Raw genomic sequence first — 13155 nt, 5'->3', positions numbered from 1 at the left:
GGTCAGCCGCCGACGTGGATGCCCGGCCTGCGGGCCGGGTCCGTCTCGCTCGTGCGGAGAATCTCCCGGACCACCGGAGCCGTGTCGCCGCGGCCCAGGATCAAGTACCGGAACAAGTGCCCCAGCGGGTTTCCCTCCGACCACTCGAAGTGGCACTGCGGCAGCACCCCCGTCGCGTCGCGCAGGGCCAGGAGCACCGCCGCGATGGCGTTCGGGGCCGCCGGGCTCTGAGCGCGCAGGATGCGGTAGCCGTCGACCTCGACGCCGCGGACCTGAAGGACATTGCTGAACTCCGAGGGGTCGACCACGTCGATCTCGAGGAACAGCACGTCCGCCGCGCCGGGCAACGGGTTCATCGCGCGCTGCTCGGCTTCCTTCGCCGAGTACTCCGCGAGGTCGCCGCCCTGGCGCTTGTTCGCGATGATGTGCAGGGCGCCGTCGTTGGCCAGCGAATCCGTGACGAACCGGCGGGCCGTCTCGTCGAACTCGATGCGCTCCGCGCGCAGCTCGGTCGTGCGGGACACCCGCGAAACCAGGGACACCACGACGATGCCGAGGATGAACAGCGCCGAGATGGCCAAGCCGTCCGGCTTCTCGATGACGTTTTCGACCAGCGCGTAGAGCAGCACCAGCGTCAGCACGGCGAACCCGATCGCCGCGCCGCGCTGCTTGTGGCGGATCCCGGAGATCGTCACCGCGACCGCGCCGGACACCATCATCGCGAGGATCCCGGTCGCGTACGCGCCGGCCTGGGCGTTGACGTCCGCCCCGAACGCGATCGTGATCAGGACGCTGATCACCGTGTAGACGAGCACCACCGGGCGGACCGCGCGGCCCCACTCCGGCGCCATCCCGTACGAGGGCAGGTAGCGCGGCACGATGTTGATCAGCCCGGCCATCGCCGACGCGCCCGCGAACCACAGGATCAGCACACTGCTGACGTCGTAGACCGTGCCGAACGCCTCGCCCAGCTCCTGGTGCGCGAGGTAGGCCATCGCGCGCCCGTTCGCCTCGCCGCCTTCCTTGAACTTCTCGGCCGGGATCAGCACCGTGGTGATGAAGCTCGTCGCGATCAGGTACACCGACATGATCAGCGCCGCGAGCGTCAGCAGCTTGCGGGTGTTGCGGATCCGCGACTCGAGCCGCTCCTCGTCCGTCTTCCCCTCGGCCGCCACCAGCGGCATCATGCTGACGCCGGTCTCGAAGCCCGACATCCCCAGCACGAGCGCCGGGAACGCGATCACGGCCGGGCCGATGATCCCGGTGAAGCCGCCGCCGTTCGAGGTGAGCGCGTCGGTCCAGCGGGACAGCGCCGCGCCGTCGGAGAAGAGGTCGATGCCGCTCACGATCACCACGGCCGCGTTGAGCAGCAGGAAGATCGCGACGAGCGGGATCGCGACACCGACGGCCTCGCTGAAGCCCAGCAGGAAGACGCCGCCGAGGATCAGCAGCAGCACGACCGTGATCAGCACGGCGTGCCCGTGGAGGAAACCCGGCAGGTACGGGTTCTCCAGCAGGTGCACCGACGCGTCCGCCGAAGACAGCGTGATCGTGATGATCCACGACGTCGCGACGAACCCGAGCAGCACCAGGACGAAGATCTTGCCGCGCCAGAACGGCAGCAGGTCCTCCAGCATCGCCACCGACCCCTGGCCGCGCGGGCTCTCCCGGGCGACCCGCCGGTACATCGGCAGCATGCCCAGCAGGGTCAGGGCGACGATCAGCAGCGTCGCCAGCGGGGACAGGGCGCCGGCCGCGAGCGCGGCGATGCCCGGCAGGTAGGACAGGGTCGAGAAGTAGTCGACGCCGGTCAGGCACATGACCTTCCACCAGGCCTGCGGCTTCCCGTGGTCCTCGGCGGCCTCCGGCCCGGCGGGCGCCACCCGCTGTGCCAGCAGCCACCGCATCGCCGGGCCGGACGGCGGCCTCGGCGTCACGGGGCTGTCGACGACGTCCGGAACCGCGAACTCAGGTGTGGTGCTCAAGCTTCGACTCCCCGATCGACGGCGTGCTGCACTCCCGGCCGCCCACAATGCCCGATCCACATCGGACCGGCACACCCGGCCCCGCGGCGTCAGGTCCAGGAAGTCCCCGCGACGAAGTCCTCGAACGTCCCGGCCGGCCGGCCGAGGGCGCGCTCGACGCCGTCCCCGGCCTCGGCGCCCCGGCCGGCGCGCAGGTCCGCCAAGAGCCCGGTGAGCAAGCGCGCCACCGTTTCCGGGACGCCGTGGGCGATCTGGCGCCCGACGAACACCTCCGGGTCGACGTCCGCATACTCGATCCTCCGCCCGGCCGCCCGCGCGATCAGCGCGACCGCTTCGCCGAAACCGACCGCCCGCGGGCCGGTCAGCTCGTAGATCTCGCCGTCGTGCCGGTCCGTGGTCAGCGCCGCCGCGGCGACCTCCGCGATGTCTTCGGCGTCGACGAACGGCGCGCGGCCGGCGCCGGTCGGCAGGGTCAGGACGCCGTCGCGGATTCCGGGCGCCCACGGGCCTTCGCTGAAGTTCTGCGCGAACCAGTTCGGGCGCAGGATGGTCCAGCCGGCCCCCGAGTCCCGGACAGCCTGCTCGGCGGCGTGCAGCGGATGGCCCTCCTCTCCGGCGCGCGGGGCGGACAGCAGCACCAGCCGCCGCGCGCCCGCCGCCACCGCCTCGGTGACGAACCGCGGGAGGCGCGGCCCGGCCCGCAGGTCGGGTTCCACGAGGTAGACGGCCGTAACGCCGGACAGCGCCGGCGCCCAGCCGGCGGGGTCGCCGAGGTCGAACCCGTGGGCGCGCGACGCGATCCGGGCGTGGTCGACGCGACGGGCGAGACGGCGGCCGGTCTTGCCGGTGCCGCCGAGGATCAGGATGGTCATGCCGTCAGCCAACCGTGGCCGGGCAAGACGATCCATGGGAGAAAGTCGATGGTTCCTTTGTCATCGTCTATCGTCGCGCCATGGACGTCCTGAGCGACCTGCTGCACCGGGCCCACGCCACGGACGCGCTGGTCCGGCAGCTGGTCCAGCGGCCTCCGTGGTCGCTCACCTTCACCGACGCCCCGCCGCTCACGCTGGTCGCCACCCTCGACGGGGACGCGTCGGTGCGCGTCGGCGACACCACGCCCGTGCGCCTGGCCGCCGGGGACATCGCCCTGGTCAGCGTGCGTGGTTACACGATCGCCGACGACCCGGCCACGCCGGCGCAGCACGTCATCCGGGGTGCGAAGAAGCACCTCGTCGCCGGGGCGAAGGCGCTGGAACGCCGGGCGCCGCGCACCTACGGCGACGGTTCGCCCGGCGCCACGACCCTGGTGCGGGCCGCCTACGAACTCCGCGGTGTGGTCGCCGGACGGCTCCTGGAGATGCTGCCGCCGCTGGCCGTCGTCCCCGCCGGACCGCGGACGCGCGCAGCCCTCTCCCTGCTCTCAGCCGAGGTCGCCCGCGACGAACCGGGCCAGGACGCGGTCGTGCGCCGCCTGCTGGACCTCCTGCTCGTCCTGGCTCTCCGGGCCTGGTGCGCCTCGGCGGAGACGCCGCCGGCCTGGTACCGCGCGCTGGACGACGCAGGGGTCGGCGAAGCCCTGCGCCTGCTGCACGCCGAACCCGGCCACCGGTGGACGGTCGCGGCGCTGGCCGCCCGGGCGGGGTTGTCCCGTGCCGCGTTCGCCGCGCGCTTCGCGCACCTCGTCGGCGAGCCGCCGCTGACCTACCTCACCGGCTGGCGGATGACGCTGGCCGCGGATCTGTTGCGCGACACCGAAGACACCGTCGCCGCCGTGGCGAAGGCAGTCGGCTACGAAGACCCGTTCGCCTTCAGCGTGGCGTTCAAACGCGTCCGCGGCGCCAGCCCGTCGGACTGGCGCCGCGGCCGGGAAGCCGTCAGTTCGTGAGCGTCGCCGGGTCGCTGGTGCTCGGCCGGCCCGTCTCGACGTGCCCGGCGAGCCGGCGCAGGAACTTCGGGTCGTGGTCCGACACCACCGTGACGTCGTACCAGTGGTTGCTGCGCCGGGTGTCCACGGTTTCGACGACGCGCGCGCCCGGCCGCAGCAGCCGGGTCGCCGACCGCCGGCCGTACGCGTCCTTCACCGTCAGCCGCACCGGGGTGGTGCCGCCGTTGGTCAGGACCAGCGTGAGGCCGTCGTCGTCGCAGCGGACGCTCACCTCGGGCCCGGCGGTCGTGCCGCGGAACTGCCGCAGGAAGCCGTTCGGGCCGTGCGCGGTGACGTCGTACCCACCGGCCGCGGGCAGCTTGGCCGCCAGTGACCGCCCGGCGCCGGCGGTGTAGGTCCGCGGGTCGGCCGCGGGCGAGGTGACGTTGAACGTCGCGCCCGCGCGGCCGTGGTTGGCGAAGGTCACCGTCAGGTTCCCGCCGTCGACGCGGGCGTTGGCCGCCAGGTCGTAGGGCAGCGCCCGCGCCGGTCGCAGCCCGCGCTCCTGCTTCGGCAGCACACTCCTGGCCGGGACCGCGGGGACGTAGTCCGGGTGGCGCTCGCGGTCCGGCGGCTCGTAGGCCGCGGTGTCCGGCAGGGCCGGCACCCTGGTGTCGGTGCGCTCGAAGTCGAACGCCGAGGTGAGGTCGCCGCACACCGAGCGCCGCCACGCCGAGATGTTCGGCTCGTGCACCCCGAAGCGCCGCTCGACGAACCGGATGATCGAGGTGTGGTCGAACGTCTCCGAGCAGACGAAGCCGCCCTTGCTCCACGGCGACACCACGAGCATCGGGACGCGCTGGCCGAGCCCGTACGGGCCGGCCTGCTGTGCCGTCCCGGTGTAGATCTCCCCCGTGGTGTCCACGGTGGACTGACCGGCCGACGCGTACGGCGGCAGCACGTGGTCGAAGAAGCCGTCGTTCTCGTCGTAGGTGATGAAGACCGCGGTCTTGCCCCACACCTCGGGGTTCGACGTCAGCGCGTCGAGCACCTGCGCGATGTACCAGGCGCCGTAGTTCACCGGCCAGTTCGGGTGCTCGCAAAACGCCTCCGGCGCCGCGATCCACGACACCTGCGGCAGCTTCCCGGCCTTGACGTCGGCGCGGAGGTGGTCGAAGTACCCGTCGCCCGCCTTCGCGTTCGTGCCGGTGCGGGCCTTGTCGTACAGCGGGTCGCCGGGCTTGGCGTTGCGGTAGGAGTTGAAGTACAGCAACGAGTTGTCGCCGTAGTTGCCCCGGTAGGCGTCGTCGATCCAGCCCCAGCCCCCGGCGGCGTCGAGGCCGTCGCCGACGTCCTGGTAGATCTTCCACGACACCCCGGCCTTCTCCAGGCGCTCGGGGTAGGTCGTCCAGGAGTAGCCCTTCTCGTCGTTGCCGAGGACCGGCCCGCCGCCCGAGCCGTCGTTGCCCGTGTACCCGGTCCACATGTAGTAGCGGTTCGGGTCGGTCGAGCCCATGAACGAGCAGTGGTAGGCGTCGCAGATGGTGAACGCGTCGGCCAGCGCGTAGTGGAACGGGATGTCCTCGCGCGTCAGGTACGCCATGGTGGTCGAGCCCTTCGCGGGCACCCACTTGTCGTACCGGCCCTGGTTCCACGCCGCGTGCGTGTCGTTCCAGCCGTGCGGGAGGTCCTGGATGAACTGCAGGCCCAGGTTGTCCGCTTCGGGGCGGAACGGCAGGATGTCGCGCGTTCCGTCCGACTGCGCCCACACCGGCTTGCCCGACGCGAGCGCGGCCGGCCGCGGGTCGCCGAAGCCGCGCACCCCGCGCAGCGTGCCGAAGTAGTGGTCGAACGACCGGTTCTCCTGCATGAGCACCACGACGTGCTCGATGTCCCGCAGCGTCCCGGTGCGGCGGAGCGCGGGGAGCTCCGCCGCGCGGGCGATGCTGGTGGACAGCGCGGAAAGGGCAGCGGTGCCGCCGGCCAGCTGCAGGAAACGTCGGCGGTTGACGTCCGTCATGGGGACTCCGGGGTTGTCGTGGTGGGAAGCCGGGCCAGTATGGGTCGCTGATCGAGACCATTGCCGGGCCCGAGGCTAACGCCGGGCGAAACCCTGGTAAACGGCTGAAGGTCGGGGCCGCTACGGCCGGTGGCTCGTGTGGGTGAACTCGACAGTGCCGAGCATGGAGTCCCCGGACGTCCTGTTCGTCCGCTTCCGGCCGAACACCAGCACCTTCGCGGGCTCGACGGCGAACACCTCAGAGCCGTGGCCGGACTGGCTGAACCCCTCGTCGGTCACGTCGTAGCGCCAGCTGCCGTCCCATTTGGACAGCCACGCCGCGGCGAGCCGCTCCAGCTTCGACCGGTCGGTGACTCGCCGGGCCTCCCCCTCGACCACGACGTCGAGGGCGTCGTCCCAGGCGTCGCGGCCCGTCGTCAGCACGACGTGGGGGTTCGCGGCCAGGTTGAGGTACTTCTGCTCGGTCGCCCCCGTGCTGAAGTGGACGGCGCCGTCGAGCCACACCGCGACCAGCGGGGTGACGTGCGGGCGGCCGTCGGCGCGCACCGTCGTGAGCCAGCTGATCTGCGCCGCTTCCAGCGCGTTCACCGTTTCGGCCCAGCCGATGGCCTCGGTGCCGGGGTCGCTGAACCGTTCGTCGAGCCGGGTCTGCATGGTCACTCCGATCGTCGGTTGCCCACGGATGCGGCGTAGGCGGCTTCCAGGCGCGCCGCGACGGTGGGCCCGTCCGGCGCCGTCGCGCGGCGCGCCTGCGGTCCGAGGTGGGTTTCGCGCAGCTCGTCCATGAAGGCCTCCCACAGCGGCGGGCCGCCGTCGGTGAGGACCGCGGCGCGCGCCGCGTAGGCATCGGCGACCGGCAGGTGCCGGACGCCCCACGCGCTGAGCTGCACCAGCACCGGCACCAGCTCGACGGCCCGCTCGGTCAGGCTGTAGGTGACCTTCTGCTTGTGCGAAGGATCGCCCGCCCGGGTGAGCAGCCCGGTTTCGACGAGCACGGCCAGCCGGTCGGCCAGCACGTTCGACGAGATCCGCTCTTCGCCGCCGAGCAGCTCGCGGAAGTGCCGGGCCCCGCCGAACACGATGTCGCGCAGCACGAGCAGGGTCCACCGGTCACCGAAGATCTCCAGCGACAGGTTGATCGGGCAAGCCGACCGGGAGTCCTTCCGCACCGCTTCCACCTCACAACTGGTTGCATTGCCGCACCAGTATGGAGCCGTGCCGGACCGCTCGCAAATCGAGAGTGGTTTCAGCCGGGCACGCTCCCGGCGTCGAGGCTGAGCAGGGAGAGCCGGGCGAGCCCGCGGACGTACCGGCTCGCCCGCAGGTCACCGGGCATGACCAGGGTGGGCCGCGGCAGGTCCTCGCCGTTGTAGCGGGTCGCCAGCAGGGCCGCGCAGTGGCCGAACTCGGGGTCGATCTCCGCCAGGGACAACACCACCTGGAAGCCGTCTTCGGACACCGCGAGGACCACGACGGTCAGCCCGGACATCTTGTGCTTTGGGTCCAGCGGGAGCGGGCCCTCGCTGAGCACGTCGTAGAGGTGCACACCCTGCACCTCGTGCCGTTCGCGCCGGCGGCGGGTCACGTACTCGACGTCGAGCCGGACCCGCGACCGCTCGCGCAGCTCGCCGACGTCGATCAACCGCGACGCGCACCCGGTGCCCGTGACGAGCAGCCGGCCCGACGGCGGGGTGCGCCGCTCCGGGGCGGGAACGGGCGTTTCCATCGTTCCACGCTAGGGCGGCCCCGGAGCCGCGCACATCCTCCGATCAGGCACAGCTTGGTCGCGAATGCGGCACGATCAGCCCGGAAACGCCGCAGAAGCGGCGGTTTTGCCCTGGCTCAGCGCGTGACGGAGTAGGACTGCGCGCCGGTGCCGGCCAGCTTTCCGCCGTCGACGATGAGGTACTCGTCCCGGATCGGGGTGCCGGCCAGCCACGCCTCGAGGATCTCCCGGGTCCCGGCGGCGTAGCGCGCCTGGGCCGAGAGCGAGCTGCCCGAGATGTGCGGGGTCATGCCGTGGTGCGGCATCGTCCGCCACGGGTGGTCCGCCGGCGCGGGCTGCGGGAACCAGACGTCGCCGGCGTACCCGGCCAGCTGCCCGCTCTCCAGGGCCCGCACGATCGCGTCGCGGTCGGCGATGCGCGCCCGCGCGGTGTTGATCAGGTACGCGCCCCGCTTCATCGTCGCGAGCAGCTCGTCCCCGAAGAGCCCTTCGGTCTCCGGGTGCAGCGGCGCGTTGATCGTCACGACGTCGCAGACCGGCACCAGCTCCGCCGCGCTGGGGTGGAAGGTCAGGCCCAGCTCGCGCTCGAGCGCCTCGGGCAGCCGGTTCCGGTCGGTGTAGTGCAGGTGCACGCCGAACGGCGCGAGCCGCCGCAGCACCGCGGTGCCGATCCGGCCGGCCGCCACCGTGCCGACGTGCATGCCCTCGAGGTCGTAGGAGCGGGAAACGCAGTCGGCGATGTTCCAGCCGCCGTCGAGCACGACCTGGTGGGCCGGCAGGTAGTTGCGGACCAGCGCGAGAATCGACATGACGACGTGTTCGGCGACGCTGATGCTGTTGCTGTAGGTCACCTCCGCGACGGTCACCCCGTGCTCGATCGCGGCGTCCAGGTCGACGTGGTCCGAACCGATGCCCGCGGTGATCGCCAGCTTGAGGTTCTTCGCACGGGCGAGCCGCTCGGCGGTGAGGTAGGCGGGCCAGAACGGCTGGGAGATCACGACGTCGGCGTCGGCCAGCTCGCGGTCGAAGACCGAGCCGGGGTCGTCCTTGTCCGAGGTGACGACCAGGGTGTGCCCGGCCGCCTCGAGGAACCGGCGCAGGCCCAGCTCGCCGGACACACTGCCGAGCAGCGCGCCGGGGGTGAAGTCGAGGCCGGCCGGCGACGGCAGCGTCTGGCCGCCGGGGTACCCGTCGAGCCGGGGAAGATCGTCACGCGCGTAGGCCTGCGGCGGGCCGCCGGCCGGGTCGTCGTACAGCACGCACAGCACCTTTGCCATGTCGGACTCCCGGATCTGCTGGTGTGGAAGGGATGTCCCGACCTTCCTCGCCCGCGGGCCACCCGGTCAAAGCGAAAGTTCCTATCCCGACATAGCCCGCGCCTATCCCGCGTGCTCCCGCAGGATCCGGTCGAGCTCACCCCGCACGTCCACCTCGGCGGCGAGGTCCAGCAGCGCCCGCGCCAGGATCGGCTCGGGATCGTGGTCGGCGGTCACCAGCCCGATCTGCGGCGCCGGCCCGGTCGTCTCCATCGGGACCACCCGCATGCCGGCCGGGGTCCGGAACATGTGCAGCCACGCGTGCGCGATCACGCTCGACCACCGGTGCGTCGCGACGTGGGCGTACAGCGCCGATACGGTGTCCGTCTCGATCTTCGGCACCGCGACCGCCCCGGCCGCGGCGAACAGCCCGTCCAGCACCCGCCGGTTCCGCATCCGCGGGGTGAGCAGGCACAGCGGCAGCGCCGCGACCTCCGCCCAGCCCACCGACGCCCGCCCGGCCAGCACGCCGTCCTCGGGGGTCAGCAGCAGGTAGCGCTCCTCGTACAGCGGCCGCACCCGGACGTTCCCGAGCTCGTCGTCGTCCACATAGGTCATCGCGATGTCCAGTTCGAACTCCGCGAGGCGGCGCGTGATCTCCCGTGAGGACAACGACTCCAGCGAAACGCGCGTGCGCGGGTGCCGTTCGCAGAACGGCGTCGTCAGCAGCGACGCGGCGGTCAGCGCGGTCGGGATCGCGCCGATGCGCAGCACGCCGGAGAGGCTCTCGCGCATGATCGAGAGGTCCTGCCGCAGCGCGTCGCACTCGGCGAGGATGCGGTGCGCCCACGCCAGCACCCGCTCCCCCTCCGGCGTGAACCCGGCGAAGCGGCGGCTCCGCAGCACGATCGGGACGCCGAGCTCCCGCTCGAGCTTCCGGATCGCGGCCGACAGCGACGGCTGCGAGACGTGGCACGCGGCGGCCGCCCGGGCGAAGTGCCGTTCCTTGGCCAGCGCGACCAGGTACTCCAGCTGACGCAACAACATGCTTCAGTATGGCCGGGTTCCCGGCCGGTTCAGCCGGTGGCGAGCGAGATCTCCGTCGACTTGACCAGCGCGACCACCGGGGAGCCGGCCTCGATGCCCAGGTCCGCCACGGCTTCCCGGGTGATCGAGGCGGTCAGCTCCCCGCCGTCGACGGCCACCTTCACCGTGGCCATCGCCCCGCCGGCGGTGACGCCGGTGACCCGGCCGGGCAGCTGGTTGCGGATGCTGATGCCCTCGACCGGCCCGGTGGCCAGCGACACCTCGGTCGCCTTGACCAGCACGCGCACAGCCGATCCTTCGGCGAGGCCGAGGTCTTCGACGGCCTCACGGGTGACGGCGGCCGTCACCTCCTGCCCGCCGGACAGGCGTGTCTTGACCGTCGCCATGACCTCGCCCGTCGTGACGGCGGAGACCGTCCCGGCGAGCTGGTTGCGGATGCTCAGACCCATGGCCGGGACTGTAGCCGGGCGCGGGCATCGGCGCAGCTCAGAGCCGGGAGACCTGGTGGTGCCCGACGTGCCGGCCGGTTTCCACGATGGTGCGCCGCCTCTCACCGGACCGGACAGTCAGCGTGCGGCCAGCACCACCAGATCGCGGCCCGCTTTCTTGCCCGCGTACAAAGCGTTGTCCGCCGCGCGGATCAGATCGTCCAAACCGGACTCCGCCGGGCCCGGGTACAGCGCCGCGCCGATCGTCGCCGACAGTTCCACCAGGTCGCCCGAAGGCGCGGTGATGCGCAGGGCCCGGATGCGGCCGCGGATGCGCTCGGCGATCGTGCGGGCCTCGTCCTGGTCGACGCCCGGGAGGAGGACCGCGAACTCCTCGCCGCCGTAGCGGCCGACCGCGTCGCCGCGGCGGACCGTCTTCGTGAGGACCGTCGCCACCTCGGCCAGGACGTCGTCGCCGACCAGGTGGCCGTGGGTGTCGTTGATGCGCTTGAACCAGTCGAGGTCGATCATCAGCACCCCGACCCGGCCGGCCGTGGCGCGGGCGCGCTCGAGCGCCTGCTCGGCCTCGTCGTGCCACGCGATCGCGTTCAGCAGCCCGGTGCGCTGGTCGGTGCGGGCCGCCGTCTTGAACTGGTCGAGCTGGACGCACTGGTGCAGCGCGAACGTCGGCACGATCATCAGCAACGCCGCCGGCGGCCACCACAGCAGCGCGAGCGCCACGAACACCCCGAGCGCCAGCTGGCTGACCTCCAGCAGGTTGTCCGAGGCGCTGCCCAGCACCTGCCGCCGGTGTTCGATGGGCACGGTCCACGCGATGACCGTGCCGACGAGTGCGGTGTTCACCGTCCACTGCACCGCCGCCGCGGCGACCACCGCCGCCAGGGCCGCCCAGCCCGGCCGCGCGCCGGCGCTCAGGTGGGCGCCGGTCGGCTCCAGCACCGCGAAGGCCGCCGACGCGGCCAGGGCGAGCGTCGCCGCGGTGAACACCGTGCGGTGCGGCGGCCGGAACGGGTCGAACCGGTTGACCAGCACCCAGCGGTGGCCGTAGATCACCGCCACCAGCGCCAGTTCGAGCACCAGCGGCAGCATGAGCACCCCGGCGAAGATCCAGACGCTGCAGAGGTCGACGTACGGCGAACCCGCCCGGTCGCGACGGCGGCGCTCGATGACGTGGGACGCCTGCAGGTGCAGCACCGCGGCCGCGGCGAGCCAGCCGGCCGCCGCCCAGTCGTGCGCGGCCGGTAGCGTGCGCGCCGCGAGCACCAGCACGACGAACGCGGCCAAGTCCACCCCGAGGACGAAGGCCCGCACGCGTCCCGGCAGCTCCCAGAGCTTCCACCGCGAGGGCGCCCAGCCCCCGCCGGTTCTCTCGCGTCCGTCCATCGCAGTGCCCCCCGCTCTGCGCCCGTGACCACGTGCTCGCCAACGGTAGTCGCGGGGCGCCCGGATGTCAGCTGTTTCCCCGCGCTGCCACTCATCCAGACGGCTGAGACCATTTCCGGTATCTGCCACTGGAGGAACCGCACGGAAAGGAGCCCACGATGTGTGACAAGGGCTGGTGAAAACTCACGCTTCGGCGGGAAGAGCGGCGGTGATCGCGTCCGGACGGCGACGCGACCAGACCACGGCCGCGGCGAGCGCGACGAGCGCTCCCGCGGTCCCCGCCCACGCGATCGCCGTCGCCGGGCCGACGAGCTGCGCGAGCACCCCGCCGACCACGATCCCGAGCCCCTGGCCGGCGATCATCCCGGTCCGCGCGAACCCGAGCGCCCGCCCGCGCACCCGGGGCGGGGACAGCTGGACGAACGTCGCCCCGGCGGTGACCTGGTACGCCGAGCACACGCCGGAGAGGAACAGCAGCACCAGCGCCGTGCCCAGGGCGGGCCGGCCCCAGTACGCCATCAGCGGCGCCGACGTCCCGACCGCGAGCACGCCCAGCGCGCGCACCCGCACCGGCCGGGCGACCAGCCGCAGCAGCAACGCCCCGGCGACCGCGCCGGCCGGTTCGGCCGCCAGCAGCACGCCGATCCACGCGCCGCCGACGCCGACCTGCCGCGCGAACGGCACCGCGAGCCCTTCCGGGACCACGGTGAACAACGCCAGCCAGCCCAGCCACACCAGCGTCCAGAGGGTGCGGTCGCGGCGCACGACCACCGCGCCCGCCGCGACCTGCCGCCAGGCGCGCCGCCACCAGGCCGCCGCGACGACGTCGCCCCGCAGCGGCGGATAGGCGCTCAGGCCGGCGCGGATCAGCACCGCGGAGACGGCGAACGTGGCCGCGTCGATCGCCAGCGCGGTGTGCGCGCCGACGCCGGCGACCACCACGGCCGCCGCCGCGAACCCCAGCACGAGGCACAGCTGGCCGGTGACCTGCTGGACCGCCTGGCCCGCTTCGTACCGGACGCCCAGCAGGTCCGGCAGCACCGCGCCCTGCGCCGCCGAGAACGGCGCTTCGACCAGCTGCACGACCACGAGCAGCGCGGCCATCAGCGGCAACGGCGTCGCGGGCAGCGCCATCACCGCGACGAGCACCGCCCGGGCCGCGTCGCACACCACCATCACGCGCCGGCGCGGGAAACGGTCGGCTAGCCAGGACAGCAGCGCCCCGGAGACGAGCGCGGGCAGCATCGACAACGCGTACGTCGCCGCGCTCAGCGCCGCCGAACCCGTGCGCTGGTAGACCAGGATCGCCAGCGCGACGCGCGCCAGCTGGTCCCCGGCCACCGACAGCAGGCCCGCCAGCCACAGCACGCGGAACTCGCGCACCCCGAAGGCGGACCACGTCCGTTCCGCCATCCCACCCCACCC

The 13155-nt window shown here is 72.7% G+C and carries 12 protein-coding genes; 1 reads left to right on the top strand and 11 read right to left on the bottom strand.

Annotated features, from left to right (window positions below):
- Positions 1 to 2 precede the first annotated feature (2 nt).
- Together ACZ63E_RS28590 and ACZ63E_RS28585 are read right to left on the bottom strand one after the other, a co-directional pair.
- Positions 3 to 1985, bottom strand: a complete 1983-nt coding sequence (locus ACZ63E_RS28590) for an APC family permease (protein WP_465339199.1) — start codon at positions 1983 to 1985, stop codon at positions 3 to 5.
- A gap of 89 nt (positions 1986 to 2074) precedes the next feature.
- A complete protein-coding gene (locus ACZ63E_RS28585) occupies positions 2075 to 2857 on the bottom strand; it encodes an NAD(P)H-binding protein (RefSeq protein WP_465339198.1) in 783 nt (260 codons plus the stop codon).
- 80 nt (positions 2858 to 2937) lie between these two features.
- Here ACZ63E_RS28585 and ACZ63E_RS28580 point away from each other — a divergent pair, with 80 nt between their 5' ends.
- Positions 2938 to 3870 carry an AraC family transcriptional regulator gene (locus ACZ63E_RS28580; RefSeq protein ID WP_465339197.1) on the top strand — a complete coding sequence of 311 codons (933 nt, stop codon included), beginning with the start codon at positions 2938 to 2940 and terminating at the stop codon, positions 3868 to 3870.
- Here the strand turns inward: ACZ63E_RS28580 and ACZ63E_RS28575 are convergent.
- The 9 genes from ACZ63E_RS28575 to ACZ63E_RS28535 form a co-directional block, all read right to left on the bottom strand.
- A complete protein-coding gene (locus ACZ63E_RS28575; RefSeq protein WP_465339196.1) occupies positions 3860 to 5869 on the bottom strand; it encodes a phosphocholine-specific phospholipase C in 2010 nt (669 codons plus the stop codon). The two genes, ACZ63E_RS28580 and ACZ63E_RS28575, sit on opposite strands and share 11 nt — an antisense overlap.
- A 120-nt stretch (positions 5870 to 5989) precedes the next feature.
- Complete coding sequence (locus ACZ63E_RS28570) at positions 5990 to 6523, bottom strand: pyridoxamine 5'-phosphate oxidase family protein (protein ID WP_465339195.1); 534 nt, start codon at positions 6521 to 6523, stop codon at positions 5990 to 5992.
- A gap of 2 nt (positions 6524 to 6525) precedes the next feature.
- Positions 6526 to 7038, bottom strand: a complete 513-nt coding sequence (locus ACZ63E_RS28565) for a winged helix-turn-helix transcriptional regulator (protein WP_465339194.1) — start codon at positions 7036 to 7038, stop codon at positions 6526 to 6528.
- Positions 7039 to 7115: 77 nt separating this feature from the next.
- Positions 7116 to 7595 carry a molybdopterin-binding protein gene (locus tag ACZ63E_RS28560; protein WP_465339193.1) on the bottom strand — a complete coding sequence of 160 codons (480 nt, stop codon included), beginning with the start codon at positions 7593 to 7595 and terminating at the stop codon, positions 7116 to 7118.
- A gap of 116 nt (positions 7596 to 7711) precedes the next feature.
- Positions 7712 to 8872 (bottom strand): NAD-dependent formate dehydrogenase, encoded by a 1161-nt coding sequence (locus ACZ63E_RS28555; RefSeq protein ID WP_465339192.1) that lies wholly within the window; start codon positions 8870 to 8872, stop codon positions 7712 to 7714.
- A gap of 102 nt (positions 8873 to 8974) precedes the next feature.
- Positions 8975 to 9898 carry a LysR family transcriptional regulator gene (locus ACZ63E_RS28550; RefSeq protein WP_465339191.1) on the bottom strand — a complete coding sequence of 308 codons (924 nt, stop codon included), beginning with the start codon at positions 9896 to 9898 and terminating at the stop codon, positions 8975 to 8977.
- A 29-nt stretch (positions 9899 to 9927) separates the two neighbouring features.
- Positions 9928 to 10347, bottom strand: coding sequence for a TOBE domain-containing protein (locus tag ACZ63E_RS28545; protein WP_465339190.1), 420 nt, complete (start codon positions 10345 to 10347; stop codon positions 9928 to 9930).
- Positions 10348 to 10464: 117 nt separating this feature from the next.
- Entirely contained in the window at positions 10465 to 11730 is a 1266-nt protein-coding gene (locus ACZ63E_RS28540) for a GGDEF domain-containing protein (RefSeq protein WP_465339189.1), read from the bottom strand.
- Between the two features lie 183 nt (positions 11731 to 11913).
- Positions 11914 to 13143 carry an MFS transporter gene (locus ACZ63E_RS28535; RefSeq protein WP_465339188.1) on the bottom strand — a complete coding sequence of 410 codons (1230 nt, stop codon included), beginning with the start codon at positions 13141 to 13143 and terminating at the stop codon, positions 11914 to 11916.
- Positions 13144 to 13155: the final 12 nt, after the last annotated feature.

Source organism: Amycolatopsis sp. NPDC104819, from assembly GCF_055583145.1.
This window is presented reverse-complemented; position numbering and strand designations above follow the sequence as displayed.